At 70.7% G+C, this 22616-nt stretch carries 22 protein-coding genes; 9 read left to right on the top strand and 13 right to left on the bottom strand.

Annotated elements, in window-relative coordinates:
* Genes ACLQ3J_RS03785 through ACLQ3J_RS03775 form a run of 3 tightly spaced genes read left to right on the top strand, consistent with a single transcriptional unit; the run spans position 1 to position 3668 of the window.
* Positions 1 to 768, top strand: a complete 768-nt coding sequence (locus ACLQ3J_RS03785; protein WP_169622378.1) for a TSUP family transporter — start codon at positions 1 to 3, stop codon at positions 766 to 768.
* Positions 769 to 789: 21 nt separating this feature from the next.
* Entirely contained in the window at positions 790 to 2301 is a 1512-nt protein-coding gene (locus ACLQ3J_RS03780) for a TldD/PmbA family protein (RefSeq protein WP_425902208.1), read from the top strand.
* Positions 2298 to 3668, top strand: a complete 1371-nt coding sequence (locus ACLQ3J_RS03775; RefSeq protein ID WP_425902207.1) for a metallopeptidase TldD-related protein — start codon at positions 2298 to 2300, stop codon at positions 3666 to 3668. Before ACLQ3J_RS03780 ends, ACLQ3J_RS03775 begins: the two co-directional genes overlap by 4 nt.
* A 67-nt stretch (positions 3669 to 3735) precedes the next feature.
* Here ACLQ3J_RS03775 and ACLQ3J_RS03770 read toward each other — a convergent pair whose 3' ends face one another.
* From ACLQ3J_RS03770 to ACLQ3J_RS03760, 3 genes are all read right to left on the bottom strand, one after another.
* Positions 3736 to 4269 (bottom strand): glutathione peroxidase, encoded by a 534-nt coding sequence (locus ACLQ3J_RS03770; protein ID WP_425902206.1) that lies wholly within the window; start codon positions 4267 to 4269, stop codon positions 3736 to 3738.
* Positions 4270 to 4449: 180 nt separating this feature from the next.
* Entirely contained in the window at positions 4450 to 4944 is a 495-nt protein-coding gene (locus tag ACLQ3J_RS03765) for an acyltransferase (RefSeq protein WP_296549538.1), read from the bottom strand.
* Positions 4945 to 4964: 20 nt separating this feature from the next.
* Positions 4965 to 5405 carry a PPOX class F420-dependent oxidoreductase gene (locus tag ACLQ3J_RS03760; RefSeq protein ID WP_425902205.1) on the bottom strand — a complete coding sequence of 147 codons (441 nt, stop codon included), beginning with the start codon at positions 5403 to 5405 and terminating at the stop codon, positions 4965 to 4967.
* A gap of 104 nt (positions 5406 to 5509) precedes the next feature.
* Here ACLQ3J_RS03760 and ACLQ3J_RS03755 point away from each other — a divergent pair, with 104 nt between their 5' ends.
* The 4 genes from ACLQ3J_RS03755 to ACLQ3J_RS03740 all read left to right on the top strand — a co-directional run bounded on the left by ACLQ3J_RS03755 (position 5510) and on the right by ACLQ3J_RS03740 (position 9698).
* Positions 5510 to 6280 (top strand): precorrin-3B synthase, encoded by a 771-nt coding sequence (locus tag ACLQ3J_RS03755; RefSeq protein ID WP_169622290.1) that lies wholly within the window; start codon positions 5510 to 5512, stop codon positions 6278 to 6280.
* Positions 6281 to 6352: 72 nt separating this feature from the next.
* Positions 6353 to 7846 carry a dihydrolipoyl dehydrogenase family protein gene (locus ACLQ3J_RS03750; protein WP_425902203.1) on the top strand — a complete coding sequence of 498 codons (1494 nt, stop codon included), beginning with the start codon at positions 6353 to 6355 and terminating at the stop codon, positions 7844 to 7846.
* Between the two features lie 152 nt (positions 7847 to 7998).
* On the top strand, positions 7999 to 8529 hold the full coding sequence (locus ACLQ3J_RS03745; protein ID WP_425902201.1) for an SRPBCC family protein: 531 nt from the start codon (positions 7999 to 8001) through the stop codon (positions 8527 to 8529).
* Positions 8529 to 9698, top strand: a complete 1170-nt coding sequence (locus tag ACLQ3J_RS03740) for a zinc-dependent alcohol dehydrogenase (protein WP_169622376.1) — start codon at positions 8529 to 8531, stop codon at positions 9696 to 9698. The genes ACLQ3J_RS03745 and ACLQ3J_RS03740 overlap by 1 nt, the downstream gene beginning before the upstream one ends.
* A 180-nt stretch (positions 9699 to 9878) precedes the next feature.
* Here ACLQ3J_RS03740 and ACLQ3J_RS03735 read toward each other — a convergent pair whose 3' ends face one another.
* Positions 9879 to 10316, bottom strand: a complete 438-nt coding sequence (locus ACLQ3J_RS03735) for a GNAT family N-acetyltransferase (RefSeq protein ID WP_425902199.1) — start codon at positions 10314 to 10316, stop codon at positions 9879 to 9881.
* Positions 10317 to 10578: 262 nt separating this feature from the next.
* Positions 10579 to 11325: an SDR family NAD(P)-dependent oxidoreductase gene (locus ACLQ3J_RS03730; RefSeq protein WP_425902198.1), complete on the bottom strand. Its 747-nt coding sequence runs from the start codon at positions 11323 to 11325 to the stop codon at positions 10579 to 10581.
* Positions 11326 to 11413: 88 nt separating this feature from the next.
* Between ACLQ3J_RS03730 and ACLQ3J_RS03725 the strand changes: the two genes are divergently transcribed.
* Positions 11414 to 11809 carry a PPOX class F420-dependent oxidoreductase gene (locus tag ACLQ3J_RS03725; RefSeq protein WP_169652060.1) on the top strand — a complete coding sequence of 132 codons (396 nt, stop codon included), beginning with the start codon at positions 11414 to 11416 and terminating at the stop codon, positions 11807 to 11809.
* Positions 11810 to 11824: 15 nt separating this feature from the next.
* On the opposite strand, the gene ACLQ3J_RS03720 is transcribed toward ACLQ3J_RS03725, so the two are convergent.
* Positions 11825 to 12955, bottom strand: a complete 1131-nt coding sequence (locus ACLQ3J_RS03720; protein ID WP_425902196.1) for a M24 family metallopeptidase — start codon at positions 12953 to 12955, stop codon at positions 11825 to 11827.
* A gap of 35 nt (positions 12956 to 12990) precedes the next feature.
* On the opposite strand from ACLQ3J_RS03720, the gene ACLQ3J_RS03715 reads away from it, so the two are divergent.
* Positions 12991 to 13974 (top strand): 5'-3' exonuclease, encoded by a 984-nt coding sequence (locus ACLQ3J_RS03715; protein ID WP_169622285.1) that lies wholly within the window; start codon positions 12991 to 12993, stop codon positions 13972 to 13974.
* Between the two features lie 15 nt (positions 13975 to 13989).
* Here the strand turns inward: ACLQ3J_RS03715 and ACLQ3J_RS03710 are convergent, their stop codons facing one another.
* The 7 genes from ACLQ3J_RS03710 to pafA form a co-directional block, all read right to left on the bottom strand.
* Positions 13990 to 14805 (bottom strand): DUF4333 domain-containing protein, encoded by an 816-nt coding sequence (locus ACLQ3J_RS03710; protein WP_425902195.1) that lies wholly within the window; start codon positions 14803 to 14805, stop codon positions 13990 to 13992.
* Between the two features lie 131 nt (positions 14806 to 14936).
* Complete coding sequence (locus ACLQ3J_RS03705) at positions 14937 to 17693, bottom strand: DEAD/DEAH box helicase (protein WP_425902194.1); 2757 nt, start codon at positions 17691 to 17693, stop codon at positions 14937 to 14939.
* Positions 17690 to 18619: a twin-arginine translocase subunit TatC gene (gene tatC, locus ACLQ3J_RS03700; RefSeq protein ID WP_425902193.1), complete on the bottom strand. Its 930-nt coding sequence runs from the start codon at positions 18617 to 18619 to the stop codon at positions 17690 to 17692. Before tatC ends, ACLQ3J_RS03705 begins: the two co-directional genes overlap by 4 nt.
* Before the next feature lie 108 nt (positions 18620 to 18727).
* Positions 18728 to 19015 carry a Sec-independent protein translocase subunit TatA gene (gene tatA / locus ACLQ3J_RS03695; RefSeq protein WP_169652063.1) on the bottom strand — a complete coding sequence of 96 codons (288 nt, stop codon included), beginning with the start codon at positions 19013 to 19015 and terminating at the stop codon, positions 18728 to 18730.
* A gap of 122 nt (positions 19016 to 19137) precedes the next feature.
* Positions 19138 to 20118, bottom strand: a complete 981-nt coding sequence (locus ACLQ3J_RS03690) for a helix-turn-helix transcriptional regulator (protein ID WP_169622280.1) — start codon at positions 20116 to 20118, stop codon at positions 19138 to 19140.
* A complete protein-coding gene (locus ACLQ3J_RS03685) occupies positions 20115 to 21167 on the bottom strand; it encodes a helix-turn-helix transcriptional regulator (RefSeq protein ID WP_169622279.1) in 1053 nt (350 codons plus the stop codon). The genes ACLQ3J_RS03690 and ACLQ3J_RS03685 overlap by 4 nt, the downstream gene beginning before the upstream one ends.
* Before the next feature lie 67 nt (positions 21168 to 21234).
* The gene (gene pafA, locus ACLQ3J_RS03680) at positions 21235 to 22593 is read right to left on the bottom strand and encodes a Pup--protein ligase (RefSeq protein WP_296549363.1); all 1359 of its coding nucleotides are present in this window, start codon (positions 22591 to 22593) and stop codon (positions 21235 to 21237) included.
* Positions 22594 to 22616 lie beyond the last annotated feature (23 nt).

The following is a 22616-nucleotide window of genomic DNA, read 5'->3' as shown; positions in this document are numbered from 1 at the left end:
ATGGATGTGGGCGACTGGGCCGTGCTGCTGGCCGCGGCGACGGCCGCCGGATGGGTCGATGCGGTGGTCGGCGGCGGCGGGCTGATCTTGTTGCCGGCGCTGCTGCTGGTCGCGCCGCAGTTGGCGCCGCAGGCGGCGCTGGGCACCAACAAGCTCACCGCGATCTTCGGGACCGGCGCGGCGGTGTGGACCTTCGCGCGCCGGATTCCGTTGCGGTGGTCGGTGCTGGCGCCGGCCGCGCTGGTCGCGGCGGTCTTCGCCGGGGCGGGCGCGGCCGCGGTGTCGCTGATCGACCGCGAGGTGTTCATCCCCATCGTGATCGTGGTGCTCGTCGGGGTGGCGGTGTTCGTCGCGGCCCGGCCCAAGCTCGGCTCCGGAACGGAGCAGCACCGCCCGAGCGCGACACGCATCGTGACGGTGATCGTCGGCGCAGCCGCGGTGATCGGGTTCTACGACGGCATCCTCGGCCCGGGCACCGGCACCTTCCTGATCCTCATCTTCGCGGCGATGCTCGGCAGCGAGTTCGTCAAGTCCGCCGCGATGGCGAAGGTGATCAACCTCGGTTCGAACGTGGGCGCACTGGCGGTCTTCGCGATCGGCGGGCACGTGTGGTGGACCCTCGGGCTGACCATGGCGGTGTGCAACGTCGCCGGGTCGATGCTCGGCTCCCGGATGGCGTTGCAGCGCGGTGCCGGGTTCGTGCGGGTGGTGCTGCTGGTCGTGGTCGTCGCGATGGCGGTGCGGCTCGGCTTCCAGCAGTTCGGGTGAGACAGTCGCTACGGTAGGCCGGTGACCGGTGTGGACGACGATTTTCTGGCCCTGCCGCTGCGGGCCGCCGCCGATGCGGCACTGTCGGTGGCTCGCGCCGCCGGGGCCACGCATGCCGACGTGCGGGTGCAGCGGGTACGCACCCACTCCCTGACGCTGCGCGACGGAGCGGTGCAGGCCGCGGTGGACGGCACCGACTGTGGGCTCGCGGTGCGGGTCCTCCTCGACGGCACCTGGGGGTTCGCGTCGCACCCGGTGCCGGGACCGGCGGGGGCGGCGGACGCGGCGGCGCGGGCGGTGGCGGTCGCCCGGGCGGTGCGGCCGCTGAATCGGGACCCGGTGCAATGGGCGGACGAGCCGGTGTACCGGGACGCGGTGTGGACCTCCTCGTACGAGATCGACCCGTTCGCCGTGCCCACCGCCGACAAGGTGGCGCTGCTCGGCGATTTCTCCCGCCGCCTCCTCGACGCGGCCGGCGTCGACCACGTCACCGCCGGCGTGGAGGAGGTCAAGGAGCAGACGTTCTACGCCGATCTGGCCGGATCGTCGATCACCCAGCAGCGGGTGCGGGTGCACCCCCAACTCGAGGCCGTCACCGTGGACCGCCGGGCGGGCACCTTCGAGTCGATGCGCACCCTGGCGCCGCCGGTCGGGCGCGGCTGGGAGTACCTGAGTTCCGACACCCACTGGGACTGGACGGACGAACTGGACCGGCTCCCCGGCCTGCTGGCCGAGAAAGCGCAGGCACCGTCGGTGACGGCCGGTCCGACGGACCTGGTGATCGACCCCACCAACCTGTGGCTGACCATCCACGAATCGGTCGGGCACGCCACCGAGTACGACCGGGCGATCGGCTACGAGGCCGCGTACGCCGGCACGTCGTTCGCGACCCCGGACCGGCTGGGCACGTTGCGGTACGGCAGCGACGCGATGCATGTGACCGCCGACCGCACCACCGCGCACGGCCTCGCCACCACCGGGTTCGACGACGACGGGGTCGCCGCCCAGTCGTGGGATCTGGTGCGCGACGGGGTGCTCGTCGGCTATCAGCTCGACCGGGCGTTCGCGCCGAAACTCGGGGCGGCGCGATCGAACGGCTGCGCCTACGCCGACTCCGCCCACCACGTGCCGATCCAGCGGATGGCGAACGTCTCGCTGCAACCGGACCCCGTCGTCGATCGCAGCACCGCCGACCTGATCGCCGGTGTCGAGGACGGCCTGTACGTCGTCGGGGACCGGAGCTGGTCGATCGACATGCAGCGCTACAACTTCCAGTTCACCGGTCAGCAGTTCCACCGGATTCGCGGGGGCCGGCTCGTCGGGCAGGTCCGCGACGTGGCGTATCAGGCGACCACCACCGAGTTCTGGGGTGCTCTCGAGGTGGTCGGCGGGCCGTCCACCTGGCGACTCGGCGGCGCCATGAACTGCGGGAAGGCGCAACCGGGCCAGGTCGCCTCGGTCAGCCACGGGTGCCCGTCGGTGCTGGTGCGCGGCGTCAACGTGCTCAACACCGTGCAGGAAGGCAGCCGATGATCCCCGCAGCGGATCTCGTGGAGGTGGCGCTCGCCGCGTCCACGGCCGACGAGACGATCGTTCTGGTCGACGACACCGAGGAAGCAGCGCTGCGGTGGGCGGGCAACTCGATGACCACCAACGGATCGACGCGTGCGCGGACCGCGACGGTGATCGCGCTGCGGCACACGACATCCGGCACCGGGTGCGGCATCGTCACCGCGCCGCTGGTGCACCGCGGTGAGGTCACCGCGGTGACCGAGGCCGCCGACGCCGCGGCCCGCGCCGCCCCACCGGCCGGCGACGCCGTGCCGCTCGTCGCCGGCGACGGGACACCCGCCGACTGGGACGCACCGGCCGGACGCACCGGCATCGACGTGTTCGATCCCGTCATAGGTGCTCTGGCACACGGTTTCGACGGATCCGATGCGCTGTACGGGTTCGCGGAGCATCGGGTGCGCACCACCTGGCTGGGGACCTCGACGGGGCTGCGGCGGCGCTGGACGCAACCCGACGGGTCCCTCGAGATCACCGGCAAACGTGGCGGACTCGACGGTGCCAGCGCGTGGGTCGGGGCGGGGACCACCGATTTCACCGATGTTCGGATGGACCGGTTGCTCGAGGACCTGTCCCGACGACTGGACTGGGCCGCGACGTCGGTGTCGGTGCCGGCGGGGCGTTACGAGACGGTGTTGCCGCCCTCCGCGGTGGCCGACCTGATGATTTCCCTGATGTGGTCGATGGAGGGCCGCGGCGCGCACGAGGGTCGCACGGTGTGGTCGGGTCCGCACGGCACCCGCCTGGGCGACACACTCACCGGCCTGCCGCTGACCTTGACCTCCGATCCGGCGGCTCCGGGCCTGCAGTACGCGCCGTTCGTCACGGCGACCACCTCGACAGATGCGGCGTCGGTGTTCGACAACGGGTTGCCCGCCGGCCGCGTCGACTGGATCCGGGACGGTTCGGTGCACGCGCTGGCCTATCCGCGTGCCGCCGCCGCGGAGTTTTCCGCCGAGCCCACCGCACCGGGTCACAACCTGCTGCTCACCGGCGGTACCGGCGCGTCCCTCGACGAGATGATCGCCGGGACGGAACGCGGGTTGCTGCTCACCACGCTCTGGTATCTGCGCGAGGTCGACCCGGCGAGCCTGCTGATGACCGGACTGACCCGCGACGGGGTGTACCTGGTCGAGGACGGGCAGGTGCGGGCCGCGGTGGACAACTTCCGGTTCAACGAGTCCCCGGTGGCGCTGCTGGGCCGGGCGACCGAGGTCGGACACACCGAGCGCACGCTGCCCCGCGAATGGAAGGACTGGTTCACCCGCACCGCGATGCCGCCGATGCGGATCCCGGATTTCCACATGTCGTCGGTCAGCGCGGCGCGCTGACCACGGGTACCCGGCGGGGCGTACGGAGCCCCGCCGGGGCGGTGCCGGACCGGCGGGGCGGGTACAGCTAGAGCAGCTCGGCGAGCTGGGCGCCGATGGCCTCGGGGGCGACGGTCGGTTCGAACCGGGTGACGACCGCACCGGCGGGGTCGACGAGGAATTTGGTGAAGTTCCACTTGACCTCGTCGGTGCCGATGGCCTCGGGCCGCGTCCGGCTGACGTGCTCGAACAGGAAACCGTGATCGGGCCCGAAGTCGCCGGGCGCTGCGCTGCGCAGGTACCGGTACAGCGGGTCCGCGTCGTCGCCGTTGACCTCGACCTTGCCGTAGACCGGGAACGTCACGTCGTAGGTCAGACTGCAGAATTCCTGGATCTCCGCGTCGGTGCCCGGTTCCTGCTCCCCGAACTGGTTGCAGGGGAACCCGATGATCTGCAGTCCCTTGCCGGCGGTCGCGCGGTGCAGCGCTTCGAGGCCTTCGTACTGCGGCGTCAGACCGCACTTGCTGGCGACATTGACGATGAGCAGATACGAACCGGCGTACTCACCGAGCGAGACGGCGTCTCCTTCGGCGGTACGAACGGTGAAGTCGTGCACGGTCATGCGGTCTCCTGGCGGATGTGATGCTGCGAGTCGGAAAGCAGGGCGGGCGGAAGAAAGATCGGTGTCGAACAAGAGATCGGGGTCGAACAAGATCGGTGTCACAGCAAAGCTACGACACCCTGATCCTCTCGCCGCTGTGTCCGATGTCACGGCGGGATCCCGGTCGCTGCCGTATCCCGGTCAGGGCAGCGTGCGGCGAAACCGCGCCGGACTGCCCATATACAGCGAATCGGCGGCGCAGTCGCGCGTGACGAGAGAATTGGCGCCCACCACGACCCCGGGACCGATGGTCACTCCCGGCAGGATCACCGTGCCCGAGCCGATCCACGAGCCGTCACGGATGGTCACCGCTTCCCCGGTCAGGGTGGAGGCCCGCTGCTCGGAGCCCCCGGTCAGGTGGCTGCTCGTCAGCACCCGCACATGATCGCCGAGGAACACCCGACACCCCACGGTGATGTCGGCGACCGTGTCGAAGTAACACCCGACGTTGACGAAGGTCCCCGCACCGAGAGACAGCCGGCCCAACCCCTGCACGACCACGTTCCGGCTGATCGCACACGGTGCGGCGGCCTCGACACCGGCTGCGAGCAGCCATCGGCCGCGCCGGGTCTCGGGGACCAGCGGACTGTTCGCGAGCGCGACGGCAACCGCCTGGGAGTAGTAGGTGTGCCGCATCGGTCCCCCGTTGCCGTCGGTTACTGCGTGTCGGTAGTTCCGGTGTCGGTAGTTCCGGTGTCGGGATCGAGGGAACACGCCAGCCCCACCGTCCCGGTGCGGCCGCGGCGCAGCACACTGGCCCCCACGGTGATCCGGCCGAGCAGTCCGTACTTGCGGGCGATCACCGAACGCGCATGGGCGGTCTGCTCGGCGTCGAGGATCACGCCGGTGCCGGGGACCGCCGCGGACTTCGCGTTGCCGCGCGCGTCGCACACCGCCAATGTCAGGCGCGGATCGCGCCGCAGCCGGCGCACCTTGTAGGCATCCGCCGCCGTCCACACCAGCAGCCGGTCGCCGTCGGGTGCCGCCCACACCGCGGTGCCCACCGGGGTCCCGTCCTTCCGGAAGGTGGTGAGCAGGATGTACTTGGCCTCGGAGAGCTCTGCGAACGAGGGGCGCTCGGAGCGAGTGTCGGACATGGCCGACACCCTACGGTCTTTTCCCGGCCCGGACGTGCATCGACACCGGACGGGACGCAGCGGAAGATGTGGTCGGTGACCGCACGACGATCTAGCCTGGTGACATGCCCGACGCCGAGGTCGAAGTCCACCTGTCCGGTGGCGTGGTCACCGCAGCGCAGTTGCGTGCGCTGGCGGAACTCGCCGAGTCGCACGGCGGCGGCGAACTACACCTGACCGAGCGGGCACAGATCCTGCTGCGCGGTGACGCCGAACCGATCGTCTCGCGGCTCGACGCGATCGGGCTCACCGTCGACGCGCCGACCCGGCCCCGCGTCCTCGCCTCACCGCTGAGCGGCCGCCTCGAGGGGCACCGTGACATCCGTCCTCTCGTCCGGGCGGTCGCGGCGCGGCTGCACGCTTCCCCCGACCGCGCCGCCCGGATCTACGGCATCGACGACGGCACCGGCGACATCGTCGCGCTGGCCCCGCACGTCGCGGTCCTCGCGCGACCCGACGGGCGAATGGCGTTGGTGCGCGACGGCGTCGACACCGGCCTGCGCATCGACCCGGACACCGCCGCCGAGATCCTGCTCGCCGGGACCCCGCCCTCCGGGGAACCCGATGCGGCGGAACCGTTGCCGTCGCCGCCGCCGGCTCCGATCGGGTGGCTCGACCAGACCGACGGCGCGGTCACGCTCGCCGGCGGTCTCCCCGGCGGGGTGCTGCCGGCGCGGCTCGCCGAGTTCCTTGCCGCGGTGGAACGGCCGGTCGTGATCACCCCGTGGCGATCGGTGTTGCTGTGCGACCTGGACGAGTGGACCGCCGAGCAGGTGGTGCGGGTGCTCGCACCGATGGGGCTGGTGTTCGACGCCCGGTCCCCGCAACTGGACTGACCGCGCCGGAATTGCCCGGTCGATCCTCCGGAACCGGTCCGCCGACGCTCCTCGCCGCCTACCGTGAAACGGGTGACCCGCGCCGACAGTCCTTCCGGGCCCCGCGACCCCGATGACGACACCTACGACGTGATCGTGCTCGGAGGTGGGCCCGCCGGCGAGAACGCCGCGCAGTATGCCGTCGCCGGAAGCGACCGCACCGTCGCCCTTGTCGAACACGAACTCGTCGGTGGGGAATGCTCGTACTGGGCGTGTATGCCCTCCAAGGCGCTGCTGCGCCCCGCCCAGGTGCTCGCGACGGCGCGGCACGTGGCAGGTGTGGGCGACAAGGTCAGCGCACAAGGCGTCGATGTGCCCGCCGTCCTTGCCCGCCGCGACGGCTTCACCAGTCACCGGGACGACAGCGGGCAGGTGGAGTGGGCCCGCTCCGCGGGCATCGATGTGGTGCGCGGGCGCGGCTGCCTCGCGGGGGAACGCACCGTCACCGTCACCGACGCCCACCCCGATCAGCCCCGCACCCTCCGTGCCCGGCATGCGGTGGTGCTGGCTACCGGCACCGTCGCCGCGATTCCCGACACGACCGGCCTGCGTGCGGCGTTGCCGTGGACCTCGCGCGACGCCACCAATCTGCTGGAGATCCCCCGCCGTGTGCTTGTGGTCGGCGGTGGCGTCGTCGCGTGCGAAGCCGCCACCTGGTTGCGGCAACTCGGCGTCGAGGAGTTGACGATGGTGGTGCGCGGATCGCGCCTGCTGCCCCGCGTCGAGCCGTTCGCGGCCGACATGGTCTCAGAGGCGCTGCGGGCCCACGGCGTCACGGTGCGTCATCACGCGGCGGTGAAGCAGGTCACCCGGCCCGACGTGCGGGAAACCGGCATCGGCCGGATCCATGGTGGCACGGTCACCGTCGACCTCGACGACGGCAGCACTCTCGACGTCGACGAGATCGTGGTGGCGACGGGCCGTCGCGCCACGACGGCGGCGCTCGGGCTCGACACGGTCGGTCTGTCCGCCGACGCGGCCGTCACCGTCGACGACCATCTCACCGTCGAGGGCGTGGACGGCGACTGGCTCTACGCCGTGGGCGATGTCGCCGGTCGTGCCGCACTGACCCACATGGGCAAATATCAGTCGCGGGTGTGCGGCGACGTGATCGCCGCCCGGGCCGAGGGTCGCCCCCTCGGTGGGCCCCGCTACCGGGCGAGCGCCGACCATCACCAGGTTCCCCAGGTGATCTTCACCGACCCGGAGATCGCTGCGGTGGGGCGCACCGCCGAGCAGGCCCGCGCCGACGGCTTCGACGTGGAGGTGCTCGAAGCGGACATCGACGTGGCCGGCGCCGCGTTGTCGCGCGACGACTTCACCGGCCACGCCGCGCTGGTCGTGGACCGTGCCACCGACACCCTCGTCGGGGCCACCTTCGTCGGCACCGACGTGAGCGAACTCGTCCATGCCGCCACCGTCGCCCTCGTCGGGCACGTCACCCTCGACACGCTCTGGCATGCGGTGCCGTCCTACCCGACGGTCAGCGAAGTGTGGTTGCGGCTGCTCGAATCCCGCCGGGCCTGAAACACGCTCGATCGCAACAATATTCGCAAGGGCTGAGGTGTCGGCCCGGTCGTCGCATCCGGGCCGTTTACCGTCGCTGTCCGCGGGTAGACGTCCCGGCAGAGAAGCGTCACGCAGCAATCCTGCATGACACCTCGAGTGAGGAGGCGACCGTGATCGACATCAGCAGGGCCGTCGGCAACGCCGGTCAGGCGGTGAGCGGCCTGGTCCGCCGCGCCGCCGACCGGCCCGTCGACGCCGGACGACCGCAGACCGTCACCGTGGCTGCGCCCCGCGCGCAGGTCATGCAGTTCTGGCGGGATCCCGACAATCTGACCCGGCTGTTCGGCGACCGCGTCCGGGTGGAGACAGCGGAGGAGGCGAACCGCCTGCGGTGGCACTGGGACACCGGCGGAGATCCCGTGACCTGGGACACCCGCGTCGACGTCACCGAGGAAGGACTCGCCTTCATCGGTGAGGACGACGCCGACGCGCCGGGTCCGCGTCTGGTGCTGGCCGTGGCCGATGCCCCTCGTGGGCGCGGCACCGAGATGACCCTGCGTGCCGACACCCCGGCACCCGACCTGGTGACGGGAGCGCTGACCTTCACCGCGCTGTACCGGGCCCGGGCACTGATGCAGACCGGGGAGATGCCCACACTCCACGGAAGTCCGAGCGCACGCGGCACGGAAGGAGACCGATGATGAAGGCCCTGTGCTGGATGGGTGTCAACGACCTGTCCGTCGAAACAGTCGACGACCCGGGGTTGGTCAACCCGCACGATGTGATCGTGCGGGTGCGCCTGACCACCACCTGCGGTTCCGACCTGCATTTCCTCGGTGGGTACCTGCCCGGCATGCGGGAAGGCGACGTCATCGGCCACGAGTTCATGGGCGAGATCGTCGAGACCGGCCCCGAGGTGACGTCGGTGCGGGTCGGTGACCGCGTCGTCGTGCCGTCGTTCATCGGGTGCGGCAGTTGCCCGTACTGCGAGGACGGGATGCACGCGGTGTGCGACACCACCAACCCGAACGCCGCGATGCAGCAACCTGTCCTCGGCTACCCCACCGGCGGGATTTACGGCTACACCCATCCGTTCGGCGGCTACCAGGGTTCCCACGCCGAGTACATCCGAGTGCCCTTCGGCGACGTGAACTGTTTTCCGGTGCCCGACGGTGTGAGCGACGAACAGGCCCTGTTCCTGTCCGACGCGGTGCCCACCGGCTATATGGGCGCCGACTTCTGCGACATCTCGCCGGGCGACACCGTCGCGGTGTGGGGTGCGGGAGCGGTCGGGCTCATGGCCGCCGCGAGCGCGAAGATCATGGGCGCCGAACGCGTGATCGTGCTCGACAGGTTCCGCGACCGCCTCGATCTCGCCGAGCAGAAGGTCGGCGCCGAAACGGTCGACTACACCGTCGCCGACAGCGTCTACGAAACGTTGCGTGAGCGCACCGGCGGTCGCGGGCCGGATGCGTGCATCGACGCGGTGGGCATGGAAGGGCACGGTACCGGCGTCGGCCAGGTCTACGACAAGGTGAAGCAGGCACTGCGCATGGAGTCCGACCGCGCGACTTCGCTGCGGGAGGCGATCCTGGCGTGCCGCAAGGGCGGTGTGGTCTCCGTCCTCGGCATCTACGGGCTGACCGACAAGTTCCCGATGGCCGCACTGACCAACAAGAGCCTCACTCTCCGCACGTCGCAGCAGCACGGCCAGCGCTACATGCCGCAGTTGTTCGAGCACGTGACGGAGGGCCGGCTCGATCCGAGTTGGCTCATGACCCACGACCTGCCGCTCAGCGAATCGGTGCGCGGCTACGAGATGTTCAAGAACAAGGAGGACAACTGCCTGCGGTCGGTGTTCCGCCCGTGAGCATCGCGGTTCGACCCGAGGTTCCGCGCTTCGTCCGCGATTGAGGTCATCTTTGGTGGATCAGTGCCCGCATAGCGGGCAGTTTTCAACCTGATCGGAGCTGACCCGCGACGACCGGAGACATCGCCCGCCGACACCACCAGGCCAAACACCGCCCAGCGCAACGCGCCGGTCCCGAGATCACCGCGAAATGTAGAGCCGCTCCATCGGTCTGGTGCCGTCGGACAACGTCCAGTCCGCAGGCCGCCGCTCGAGCAGTGTCCAGCCGGTGCGCTCGTACAGTGCGATCGCCGACGTGGACTGCTCGATGACGTCGAGCATCAGGACGCCCCGCTCGCGCGCCTTGTCCAGCAGACGTTCGCCGACGTGCGATCGCCTGGCGTCCGGTCGCACGAACAGCCGGGATACCCACAGTGCGTCCTCGCGCCCGACCAGAGCGAGGTGCCCGACCACCCGCCCCGCCCGCTCTGCGATCCACGCGCTGTCGAGGTCCGCGGGGCTCAGCCACCCGACCGGGTCGTCGGGCGACCGATGCGGGTAGCCGTCGACTGTGTGAACCTCGGACAGCGCCTCGACGCACTGTGCGAGGTCTTCCGGGCGGCGGGGCCGGATATTCACCGGCCGGACGCTACCGCTGTGAATCCCCCGCCGCGAATCACCCGCGAGCGGCGGCCGCGGACGGGCGTGCCGCGCTGCACCGCCGCGGACGCCGGACCGCGGCACTCGAGGAGATCGCCCCGAGCGAGCGGGCCCCCATTCTGCGCCGCTACCTCGACCTCGCCCCGGGTGCGCGGCCACACTTCCCGATCGACCGGCGCGCCGCACCCGCCGAGTTCGCCGCGGTCGCCGACCGGTACCCGGTCTTCCGGATCCACGCCCTCTAACGCGGCAGTCGCCGCCAGATCGCCCGGGGCAGCAGCCGCATCCCGAAGAACACCGGACGCAGCAGGGCGGGCACCCACACCTCACCGCGACCACGGCCCAGGGCGCGCACCACCGCGTCGGCGACCTGCGGTGGGGTGCTCGAGAACGGTGCCGGACTCATCCCCTCGGTCATCCGGCCGATCACGAATCCGGGACGCACCAGGAGCAACGACACTCCGCTGCCGTGCAGCGCGTCCGCCAGCCCGGAGGCGAACCCGTCCAGGCCTGCCTTCGCCGATCCGTACACATAGTTCGCGCGGCGCACCCGCACACCTGCCACCGACGAGAACACCACCATCCGGCCCGATCCCTGCGCGCGCAGCAGGTTCGCCAGCCGGGTCAGCAACGCGACCTGCGCCACGTAATCGGTGTGCACGATCGCCGCTGCGTGTGCGGCATCGGTTTCGGCGCGGGCCTGGTCGCCGAGAATCCCGAACGCGAGTACCGCGAGATCGATCGGTCCGTGTGCGGCGACCAGGTCGTCGAGCACCTGCTGGTGGGTGCCGAGCGCGTCGGCGTCGAATTCTGCGGTGTGCACAGCGTCGGCACCGGCGGCCAGCACCGAGTCCCGGGGTCCGGCCAGGTCGTCGGCGCGGCGCGCGGCGAGGATCACGGTGCGCCCCGGCGCGAGCCGGCGAGCCACCTCCACTCCGATCTCGCTGCGGCCCCCGAACACGACGATGGTTCCCTGTGCGCTGTTCATTCCGCCAGTGTCGCGGGAACGGCTCGCGCAGGTGTCGCCGGGTCCCTCGTTCCGCGGCGGCGGCGCCCGGCCCTCTAGGCTTCCGGGCATGGTTCACACCCCCGGCGCGCTCGGCGACCGTGCGCTGCAGTTCCTGTCCGAATACCACCTCGGCACCCTCACCACGCTGCGGTCCGACGGCACCCCGCACGTCGTCGCTGTCGGGTTCACCTGGGATCCCGACGCGCAGGTGGCGCGGGTGATCACCAACGCCGGGTCGCAGAAGGCCCGCAACGCCGCCCGCGGCGGCTACGGCGCGGTGTCGCAGGTCGACGGGGGCCGCTGGCTCACCCTGGAAGGTCCCGCGCGGGTCCGCGACGACGCCGACGCCGTCGCCGAAGGGGTCGCCCGCTACGCCCGCCGGTACCGGCAGCCGCGGGAGAACCCGACCCGGGTCGTCGTGGAGATCGCCGTGGCCCGCGTGATGGGTTCGGTGCTGGACTGACCGGCGCGCCCGGTCTCAGGCGGGCAGCACCGTCAGGCCGTGCGGCCGCAGGTTCACCGGCTCGCAGCCGTCTGCGGTGACCACCACGATGTCTTCGATGCGTGCCCCCCACTGCCCGCGGAAGTAGATGCCCGGTTCGATGCTGAAGGCCATGCCCGGCTCGAGCGTCTCGGTGTTGCCGCCGACGATGTACGGCTCTTCGTGGACCGACAGGCCGATGCCGTGCCCGGTCCGGTGCACGAACACCTCCCCCAGCCCTTCGGCGGCGAGCAGATCGCGCGCGGCGGCGTCGACCGCTTCGGCGGTGACCCCGGGCCGCACCGCGTCGACCGCGGCCTGCTGCGCCGCTTCCAGCACCGCGATGCGGGCGGCGATCGCCGGGTCGGGTTCGCCGATGCTGTAGGTGCGGGTCGAATCGGAGTTGTAGCCGGGCTCGACGGGACCGCCGATGTCGATGACCACGATGTCGCCGGGTTCGATGACCCGATCGGACACCTCGTGGTGCGGGTCGGCGCCGTGCGGGCCCGACCCGACGATCACGAAGGCCGCCTCGGTGTGCCCCTCCTCGAGGATCGCGGCGCTGATATCGGCGGCGACCTGCGCTTCGGTGCGACCGGCCCGCAACCACTCCCCCATGCGGGCATGCACGCGGTCGATGGCGGCACCCGCGCGGCGCAACGCGTCGATCTCGTCGGCGTCCTTGAGCATCCGCAACTGCCGGATCACCGGGGTGGCCAGTACCGGGGTGCCGCCGAAGCGCGCGGCGAGCGGCACCAGATGCAGCGCCGGCATCGCCTCGGCGACCGCGACCGCGGACGCACCCGGCAGCAACTCGGCGACCAGCGCATACGGGTCCTGTCCGTCGACCCAGTCGCGGACCGGCACCGCGAGTTCGGCGACGGCCGACTCGTTGAGGGACGCCAACTCGAGGCGCGGCACCACCACGGTGGCGGCCGACCCGTCGGTGGGGATCACCAGGCAGGTCAGGCGTTCGAACGACTCGGCGCGTGAACCCACCAGGTACCGCAGGTCCGGTCCCGGGGTGATCAGCAACGCGTCGAGCCCGGCGGCGGCCCCCAACTCGGCGGCGCGAGTCAGGCGTGTTCCGTAGCGGGCGGCGGGAAATCGGGAGTCGGCGGTGCTCATGATCCCCAGCGTATCGGTCGCGCACGGATGGCAGGATGTGGTCCGTGACCCCATCCGAGACGTCCCCGCCGCCGACCGCCCCGCAACCGGTGGTGCTGCTGCTCGACGGTGCCAGCCTGTGGTTCCGGGCCTTCCATGCGTTGCCCGAGTCGATGACCGCGCCGGACGGCACGCCCGTCAACGCGGTCCGGGGTTTCGTGGACATGGTCGCGTCGCTGATCCGGCGGCACCGGCCCAGCCGACTGGTGGTGTGCCTGGATCTGGATTGGCGCCCGGCGTTCCGGGTCGCCGCGGTGCCGAGCTACAAGGCGCACCGGGTCGCGGCCGGGTCCGACGGCACCGTCGAAGAGGTCCCGCCCGCGCTGCTTCCGCAGGTCCCGGTGATCCTGGACCTGCTCGCCGCCGCCGGAATCGCGACCGGCGGCGCCGCCGGATTCGAGGCTGACGACGTGCTCGGCACGCTCGCCGCGCAGGAACGCACCGACCCGGTGATCGTGGTCAGTGGTGACCGCGACCTGCTGCAGGTCGTCACCGACACACCGGTGCCGGTGCGGGTGCTGTACGTGGGCCGCGGACTGGCCAAGGCAGAACTGTTCGGTCCCGCCGAGGTCGCCGAGCGCTACGGCGTTCCCGCCGATCGCGCCGGCGTCGCCTACGCCGAACTGGCGGTGCTGCGCGGCGACCCGTCCGACGGGTTGCCCGGCGTCAAGGGCGTCGGCGAGAAGACCGCCTCCGGATTGCTCATGCAGTACGGATCGCTCGCAGCGGTCCGCACGGCGGTCACCGACGAGACGTCCCGGCTCTCGCAGGGCATGCGCGCGAAACTCGCGGCAGCCGCCGACTACCTCGACGCCGCGTTGCCGGTGGTGCAGGTCGCCACCGACGCGCACGTGCAGATGTCGCGGCCCGACGTGTTGCCGACGGTGCCCGCCCACCCGGACCGGCTCGACGAACTGGCGCGCCGCTGGGGTGTGGAACGGCCGGTGACCTCGCTCGTCGCGGCGCTCGCCGGTCAGTGACCGGCGGCGGCCCGGTCAGTTGGGGCGGCTGACCTCGTAGGTGCCCGCGTCGTCGGTGAAGGTCAAGGTCACCGAGCGGTACTGGCCGTCGACGGTGACGGTGCACGCGAAACTGTTGCCCGCCTCGACTTCCTGGCCGGTCGGGCAGGACACGTCGCCGACCTCGGTGGCACCGTACGACTCGGTGAGCACCTTCGCCACGCCCGCTTCGGCGGCTGCCGCATCGAGGGTGGTCTTGGCGCCGAGGGTCGCGACGGCGATCACCGCGCCGATGACGAGGACGAGCGCGACGACGCCGCCGATGATCAGCGGCAGTTTCGATTTCTTCGGCGGCGGGGTGGGCTGGCCCCACTGCTGCGCGCCGGCGGGCGGCGGTCCCCACTGCTGTCCGGGCTGCGGCGGCGGGGGCTGCTGGCCCCACTGCTGCGCCCCGCCGGGCAGTGGGCCCCAGCCGGGTGTCGCGGCCGGTCCGGGCTGCGGTGCGCCCCACCCCGGTTGTCCCGGCTGCGGTCCCCAGCCCTGCGGGCCGGGTTGCTGCGGAGACTGTTGCTGGGGCGCCGGTCCCCAGGGCTGCTGCGGCGGACCACCGGGCTGTCCCCACTGCCCGGCGGAAGAGCCGGGCTGGGCGCCACCCTGCTGCCACGGTGACGGGCCGGGATTCGGCTGGGCGGGGTGCTGCTGTCCCCAGCTACCGGGCGGGGGCGGCGGTGCCCAGGACTGTCCGCCGGGAGCGGCGTCCCACGCCCGGCCGGAAGCCGGGTTCGCCCACGGATCGGACGGTCGGGACGGTTGCTGTCCGTCCGGGTCCTGCGGTTCGTTCGGCCCGGTCATCGTCGCCTCCAGCTGCCCTTCACGTGTTGTCTCACCGTAGCGCCACCGGACCACATGGCACCGGTACGGCAGCGCGTATCAAATCACACCAGCCGGACCGGTCGCGCCCCGGAGGGTCGCGGCGCCGACGCTCACGCCGAGGCCGGATCGATGGCGACCACGCCACGCCGGATCGCCCCGACCGCCCGGCCCGCGGTCCGCACCAGTTCCGGGTCGTCGGCGCACGTCCGGACCTGGTCGAGAATATCGATCAACTGCCGGCACCACCGCACGAAATCGCCCGGGGACAACTCCCGGCCTGCGACGTCGGCCGCGATCAGCGCCTCGGCGAGCGAACCGGAGTTCGCCCAGGTGTATGCGGCGGTGACGAACCCCAGGTCGGGTTCGCGGGTGGGCGGCAACCGGTGCCGCACCTCGTCGGCCCGCAACGTGTCGCACATCCGGATGGTCTCCACGAGCGCAGTGCGGATCGGCCCGGTCGGGCCACGCACGGTGACCACGTCGTCGGTGCGCGACTCGTAGATCACCGACGACGCCACCGCCGCCAGCTCGGCCGGGGACAGCCCCGCCCAGATGCGTTGCCGCAGGCATTCCGCGACCAGCAGATCGGCCTCGGCGTACACCCGGGCGAGCCGGTCGCCGGCATCGGTGGTCTCCGGGTCGTCGCCGCCGGTGAGGTAGCCGCGCTCGGTCAGGAGCGCGACAATCCGTTCGAACGTGCGCGCCAGCGAATCGGTGGTCGCCTCGGCGCGGCGCCGCTGCTGCTCGGTTTCTCGCAGCAACCGGTGGTACCGCTCACCGAGCCGCGCCAGCGACTCGAGGTCGGGTTCGTCGCGCGCCGGGTGGCTGCGCAACCGGCGCCGCAACGCGTCGATCTCCCGGTTGTGTCCCTTGGATTTGCCGCGCTTCGGGCGGCGCGGTGCCGACAACCCCTTGGACCGCAGCGCCGACGCGATGTCGCGGCGACCGCGGCCGGTGCGATGGTCGATGTGCCGCGGCAGCCGGAGCCGTCCGAGCACTTCCGCCGGTGACGGGAAATCGCCCGCCGACAACCGTCCGGACCACCCGTCGGTGGTGACCACCGTCGGACGCGGGTCGGTGACGTCCTGATCGGGGATGACGACGACGGCGAGCCCGGTGCGTTTCCCGGCCGGCACGGTGATGATGTCGCCCGCGCGCAACCCGACGAGCGAGGCTACCGCCGCCTGCCGGCGGTCCTGCCGGCTGCGTCGTTCGTGCTCGCGCTCCGCGGCGGTCAGATCCGCGCGCAAGGTCAGGTAGTCGAGGATCTCGCTGTCGGCGCCGCCGAGTTCTTCGCGCAGCTTCGCCAGCGTCGCCTCGTTGCGTTCGATGCTGCGGGTCAGGCCCACCACCGATTTGTCCGCCTGGAACTGCGCAAACGACATCTCGAGCAGTGCCCGGGACCGGTCCACGCCGACCGCGTCGATGAGATTGACCGCCATGTTGTAGGACGGCTTGAACGAACTGCGCAGCGGGAAGGTGCGGGTGGAGGCGAGACCGGCGACCGTCGTCGGCTCGACACCGGGCTGCCACAACACCACGGCGTGCCCCTCGATGTCGATGCCGCGGCGCCCGGCACGGCCGGTGAGCTGGGTGTATTCACCAGGGGTCAGTTCGGCATGGGTTTCACCGTTGAACTTGACGAGTTTTTCGAGCACCACGCTGCGGGCCGGCATGTTGATGCCCAGCGCGAGGGTTTCGGTGGCGAACACCGCGCGCACCAGGCCCCGGACGAACAACTCTTCGACGGTGTGCCGGAACGCGGGCAGCATGCCCGCGTGGTGCGCGGCGATACCGCGTTCGAGGGCGGTGCGCCACGTGCTGTAGCCCAGGACTTCGAGATCGGCGGCGGGCAATTCGCGGGTGTGCTCGTCGACGATCCGGCCGATCTCGGCGGCTTCCTCGTCGGTGGTCAGATGCAACCCGGACCGCAGGCATTGCAGCACGGCGGCGTCGCACCCGGCGCGGCTGAACACGAACGTGATCGCCGGCAGCAACCCGTCCCGGTCCAGCCGGGTGATGACGTCGGGGCGCGGCAGCGGACGGAAGTTGCGTGACCCGAAGCCGCGGCCTCCCCGACCCTGCCACCGATCCGCGCCGTCTGCGCTCAGCCGGCGGCGCACCGCGGCGAGCAGTTCGGGATTGACGACGATGCCGCGGCGACGTTCACGCCTCGGCAGGTCGGCGGGTTCGGCGCTGGTGTCGAACAGGTCGTAGATCCGGGGTCCGACCATCATGTGCTGATGCAGCGGGATGGGCCGCACCTCGTCGACGACGACGGTGGTGTCGCCGCGCACGGTGGTCATCCAGTCGCCGAATTCCTCGGCGTTCGAGACCGTCGCGGACAGGCTCGCGAGCCGCACGTCCTCGGGCAGGTGCAGGATCACTTCCTCCCACACCGCACCGCGGAACCGGTCGGCGAGGAAGTGCACCTCGTCCATCACCACATGCGTCAAACCGATCAGCGAGGTCGACGATGCGTAGATCATGTTGCGCAGCACCTCGGTGGTCATCACCACCACCGGAGCATCCGCGTTGATGGACTGGTCGCCGGTGAGCAATCCCACTGCGTCCCTGCCGTGCCGGGCACACAGATCGGCGTACTTCTGGTTGCTCAGCGCCTTGATCGGAGTCGTGTAGAAGCATTTGCTGCCGGCCTGCAACGCCAGGTACACCGCGAACTCGCCGACCACGGTCTTCCCCGCGCCGGTCGGCGCGCACACCAGCACCGAATGGCTGTCCTCGAGTGCGCGGCACGCGTCCTGCTGGAACGGGTCGAGGGGGAAGTCGAGGGACGCGGCGAAATCGGTGAGCCGGGGTCCGGGGCTCTGCGGGACGGCCGGTTCCACGTGCGGGTGCTCGCTCACAGAGTGTCCGAGAAGTCGGTCCGGGTCGGGCCGGACGGTTCGACCGGTGCCGGTGCCGGGATGGTGGAACTCTCGTCGTCGTCGAGTTCACCCCAGCCTTCCGCGCGGCGACGGCGCGCACGCCGCCGGTCGGTGATCCGGGAGATCTGGATGGCCACTTCGAGCAGCAACGTCAACGCCATCGCCAAGGCGATCATCGAGAACGGATCCTGGCCGGGGGTGGCGATCGCGGCGAACACGAACATCGCCATGATCAGGCCGCGGCGCCACGCCTTGAGCTTCTCGTACGGCAGCACGCCCACCGCGTTGAGGGCGACGATCACCAGGGGAATCTCGAAGGACACCCCGAAGATCACCAGCAGATTGATGATGAAACCGAAGTATTCGGAACCGGACAGGGCCGTGACCTGCACGTCGTTACCGACGGTGAGCAGGAACGACAAGGCGTGCGAGACCACCAGGTACGCGAGCACGGCGCCGGCGACGAACAGCACCGCCCCGGAGACGACGAACCCGATCGCGTACCGCCGCTCCTTGCTGTAGAGGCCGGGGGTGACGAACGCCCACAGCTGATAGAGCCAGACCGGGCAGGCCATCACGATGCCCGCGGTCATCGCGACCTTCAACCGCAACATGAACTGTTCGAACGGGCCGGTCGCGAGCAACCGGCAGGCCCCGTCGGTGCTCAGATCCGCGCGCGACGACGGCGGCAGCGCACAGTACGGTCCGCGCAGGATCTCACCGAGGCTGTCGAAGCCGAACACGCCGCGGCTGTACCAGAGGAACCCGAGGATGCTGGTGAGGAGCACCGCGGCGACCGCGATGAGCAGCCGCGTGCGCAGTTCGTACAGGTGCTCGACCAGCGACATCGTGCCGTCGGGGTTGGTCTTGCGCCGACTGCGGCGGGGATCGAACGGGATGCGCACGGTGCGGTTCTCAGCTCCTGATAATGGCCGCCGGGGTTCGAAATCCGGGCCCCTCGGGACCAGCGGAACCGGGACACCCGTGTGGGTGCCCCGGAGGGGAGAGCACGGTCAGTAGGACCGCGGTTCGCTGTGAGGCGCGTTCTGCTGCTGCGGCGGAACGACGGTGGGCTCCACCGGCTGCGGCTGCTGCTGCACCGGCGGCAGGGGCTGCTGGACCTGCGGCTGCTGCGGCGCGGCGGAACGCGCGTCGTCGTTCTGCATTTCCTTGACTTCGCTCTTGAAGATTCGCAGCGAACGACCCAGACCGCGTGCGGCGTCGGGCAGCTTCTTCGAACCGAACAGGATCACCACGACCAACGCGACGATGGCCCAGTGCCACGGGCTCATTGCACCCATTTACAACCTCCACAAATCGGCTGGTGTCGATGCTACCGGACCCGTACGGCCCGTTTTCGCGGGTGAACCGAATCCGCAGGGAGTTTGCGCAAGGTTCACACGAACGTTTCCTGCCGGCGCGTTCACGCGGGCCGTCCCGCGTCGTCGAGCGCCGCATACGCCTCGAGGGCCTCACCGGCGCGGGTCCGCACCGCGGACACCAACTCGGCGGGCGCGAGGACCGTCACGCCGCTGCCCAGGCCCACCAGCAGTCGCACCATCCAGTCCCGCGACGCATATCGCAGTACCGCCTCGCAGCTACCGTCCGGGAACACCTCCACGTCGGTGAGCGGGTAATAGTCCAGCAGCCACGTGTAGCCCGGTTCGAGACGCAGCCGGGCGGCGGGCAGTGCGGGGTCGCCCTCGAACAATTCCAGGTGCTCGTCGCCGCTCAGCGCCTGCTGCGGCGGCTGCGCCGCCTCGTCGAGCACCGTCGCCTCGTCGATGCGGTCGAAGCGGAACAGCCGCACTCCCTCGGCGGTGCGGCACCAGGCCTGCAGATACGTGTGCTCGTCGATCAGCACGATGCGGATGGGGTCGACGACACGTTCGGACACGGTGTCGCGGGAGGCTGAATAGTAGGTCAGGTGCAGTGCCCGGCCGCGGCGCACCGCATCGCGCACCCGTCCCGCCACGGGATTCTCCGTGACCGCGGCACCGGCGCCGTCCGGGGTGTGCGCGGTCGCGGCGGTGCCGGCGGCCGCTTCGATCTTCGCGATCGCCGATTGCGCCGCCGCGGGTTCCACCACACCGGGCATCTCCAGCAGCGACCGCAGCGCGACGAGCAGCGCGGTCGCCTCGGTGGAGGTCAACCGCAGCGGCCGGTCGATGCCGGCGGTGAACGTGACGACGATGCTGTCTTCGGAGAACGACAGGTCGATCAGGTCGCCGGGTCCGTACCCGGGCAGCCCGCACACCCACAGCTGGTTGAGGTCGTCCATGATCTGTTTGGGGGTGACTCCCAGGTCGCGGGCGGCTTCGGCCGCACTGATCCCCGGGTGCGCCTGAAAGTAGGGCACCAGGTTCAGCAGCCGGGCCAACCGCCCGGACAGTCGTGCACTCATGGCGCGTGGTCCCCCTCCGTGTCGTCCCCCGCTGTCTCGTCCCTCTCGGCGGCGGCCCCGTCGCCGACCACCCGTGCCAGGATGCGTTGCACTTCGGCCCGCAATTCCGCCGGTTCGAGCACCAGCGCGTCGGCGCCCTGCCCGGCGATGATCCGCCCGATCCATTCCCAGGACCGCACCGGCACCTCGAGGACCGTGCCGTCGCGGGGGGCACTGCCGTCGTGGCCACCGATCTGCCGCTGCTCGATCTCGTCTCCGAGGCGGCGTAACTCGTAGGCCTTCCCGGCTGCCACCCACACCCGCGCGGAGCCGGAGATCTCCCCCTGGCTGGTGGTGGCGAGGACCCGGGCCCGCAGGTCGATCCCCGCGGGGATCTGTACCGCTCCGGCCGGACCGATCGCGGTGACGTCGTCGCCGATGCGGGAGAGCCGGAACGTGCGCGGCGCATCCCGATCGCGGTCGTGGCCCACCAGATACCACCGGCCGTGCACCGTGACCACTCCCCACGGGTCGACGGTGCGGGTGGTCCACGGTTCGGTGGGCGAGCTGCGGTGCGAGAACCGCACCGCGCGCCGCGCATCGATCGCGGCGAGCAGTTCCTGCAGTGCCGGTTCCGAGCCGCGGGCCCGCGCCGGGATCGGGGCGACCGTCCCCGGATCCACGTCGACCTGCACCCCGGCGGCCCGCAGTTTCAGCAACGCGCCTTGCGCCGCCGAGGTCAGTTCGGGCGACTCCCACAACGCGGATGCCACCGCGACCGCGGCCGTTTCCTCACGGGTCAAGTCGATTTCGGGCAATTCGTACGCGTCGCGGTTGATGCGGTAGCCCTCGACGGTGGAGAACCGGGACGGCATCCCCGTTTCCAGGGGCACCCCGAGATCGCGCAGTTCGTTCTTGTCGCGCTCGAACATCCGGCTGAACGCCTCGTCGCTCGCGCACTCCGAGTATCCGGCCACCGACGTGCGGATCTTCTCCGCCGTCAGGAATTGCCGGGTGGACAGCAACGCGATGACCAGATTGACCAGCCGTTCGACTTTCGAGATCGCCACGGCCCAACCCTAATGCCCCGTCGCCCCGGCGCCGCCCCGGAATCTCTCACCGGAGCGCGCAGAACCGTCACATCGACGCGATGAGCCGCTCGACCCGCTCGTCCACGGACCGGAACGGGTCTTTGCACAACACGGTGCGCTGCGCCTGATCGTTGAGCTTGAGATGCACCCAGTCGACGGTGAAGTCGCGGCCGGCGGCCTGCGCCGCGGCGATGAAATCGCCGCGCAGTTTGGCCCGGGTGGTCTGCGGCGGGGTGTTGACCGCCGCCTCGACCGCCTCGTCGTCGGTGGCGCGTGCCGCCAGGCCCTTGCGTTGCAGCAGGTCGAAGACTCCGCGGCCGCGTTTGATGTCGTGATACGCCAGGTCCAGTTGCGCGATCTTGGGATCGGACAACTCCATGCTGTACCGGTCCTGGTAGCGCTGGAACAGTTTGCGCTTGATCACCCAGTCGACCTCGGTGTCGACCTTCGCGAAATCCTGCGTTTCGACGGCGTCGAGCACCCGTCCCCACAGGTCGACGACCTGCGAGACGTACCGATCCGGTGTGCGGGTGTCGAGGTACTCCACCGCACGCGCGTGGTATTCCCGCTGGATGTCGAGGGCGCTGGCCTGCCGGCCACCGGCCAGCCGGACCGGTCGCCGGCCCGTCAGGTCGTGGCTGACCTCGCGGATCGCGCGGATCGGGTTGTCCAGCGCGAAATCGCGGAACTGCACCCCCGCTTCGATCATCTCCAGCACCAGCGCCGCGGACCCCACCTTGAGCATCGTGGTGGTTTCGGACATGTTCGAATCGCCCACGATCACGTGCAGGCGGCGGTACTTCTCGGCGTCCGCGTGCGGCTCGTCGCGGGTGTTGATGATGGGGCGGGACCGGGTCGTCGCCGACGACACCCCTTCCCAGATGTGCTCGGCGCGCTGCGACAGGCAGAACGTGGCTGCCTTCGGGGTCTGCAGCACCTTCCCGGCTCCGCAGATCAGCTGCCGGGTCACCAGGAAGGGCAGCAGCACGTCGGAGATGCGGGAGAACTCCCCCACCCTCGCGACCAGGAAGTTTTCGTGACAGCCGTAGGAGTTGCCCGCGGAGTCGGTGTTGTTCTTGAACAGGTAGATGTCGCCGCCGATGCCCTCTTCGGCGAGCCGCTGCTCGGCGTCGACGAGCAACTCTTCGAGCACCCGCTCCCCGGCATGGTCGTGTTCGACGAGCTGGAGCAGGTTGTCGCACTCGGCGGTGGCGTACTCCGGATGCGACCCGACATCGAGGTACAGCCGCGCACCGTTGCGCAGGAACACGTTGGAGCTGCGCCCCCAGGACACGACCCGCCGGAACAGGTAGCGGGCCACCTCGTCCGGACTGAGCCTGCGGTGCCCGTGAAAGGTACACGTGACGCCGAACTCCGTCTCGATACCCATGATTCGTCGCTGCACACTTCGACAGTACCGCGCGGGTC

This window comes from Rhodococcus sp. DT1 (assembly GCF_049844875.1).
Classification (GTDB): Bacteria; Actinomycetota; Actinomycetes; order Mycobacteriales; family Mycobacteriaceae; genus Rhodococcus.
This window is presented reverse-complemented; position numbering and strand designations above follow the sequence as displayed.

Bases quoted from the DNA above. Each gene is read 5' to 3' on its own strand.
- ACLQ3J_RS03785 (WP_169622378.1), top strand. From the start codon at position 1: ATGGATGTGGGCGACTGGGCCGTGCTGCTGGCCGCGGCGACGGCCGCC.
- ACLQ3J_RS03775 (WP_425902207.1), top strand. From the start codon at position 2,298: ATGATCCCCGCAGCGGATCTCGTGGAGGTGGCGCTCGCCGCGTCCACG.
- ACLQ3J_RS03770 (WP_425902206.1), bottom strand. From the start codon at position 4,269: ATGACCGTGCACGACTTCACCGTTCGTACCGCCGAAGGAGACGCCGTC.
- ACLQ3J_RS03765 (WP_296549538.1), bottom strand. From the start codon at position 4,944: ATGCGGCACACCTACTACTCCCAGGCGGTTGCCGTCGCGCTCGCGAAC.
- ACLQ3J_RS03760 (WP_425902205.1), bottom strand. From the start codon at position 5,405: ATGTCCGACACTCGCTCCGAGCGCCCCTCGTTCGCAGAGCTCTCCGAG.
- ACLQ3J_RS03755 (WP_169622290.1), top strand. From the start codon at position 5,510: ATGCCCGACGCCGAGGTCGAAGTCCACCTGTCCGGTGGCGTGGTCACC.
- ACLQ3J_RS03740 (WP_169622376.1), top strand. From the start codon at position 8,529: ATGAAGGCCCTGTGCTGGATGGGTGTCAACGACCTGTCCGTCGAAACA.
- ACLQ3J_RS03730 (WP_425902198.1), bottom strand. From the start codon at position 11,325: ATGAACAGCGCACAGGGAACCATCGTCGTGTTCGGGGGCCGCAGCGAG.
- ACLQ3J_RS03725 (WP_169652060.1), top strand. From the start codon at position 11,414: ATGGTTCACACCCCCGGCGCGCTCGGCGACCGTGCGCTGCAGTTCCTG.
- ACLQ3J_RS03720 (WP_425902196.1), bottom strand. From the start codon at position 12,955: ATGAGCACCGCCGACTCCCGATTTCCCGCCGCCCGCTACGGAACACGC.
- ACLQ3J_RS03715 (WP_169622285.1), top strand. From the start codon at position 12,991: ATGTGGTCCGTGACCCCATCCGAGACGTCCCCGCCGCCGACCGCCCCG.
- ACLQ3J_RS03710 (WP_425902195.1), bottom strand. From the start codon at position 14,805: ATGACCGGGCCGAACGAACCGCAGGACCCGGACGGACAGCAACCGTCC.
- tatA (WP_169652063.1), bottom strand. From the start codon at position 19,015: ATGGGTGCAATGAGCCCGTGGCACTGGGCCATCGTCGCGTTGGTCGTG.
- ACLQ3J_RS03690 (WP_169622280.1), bottom strand. From the start codon at position 20,118: ATGAGTGCACGACTGTCCGGGCGGTTGGCCCGGCTGCTGAACCTGGTG.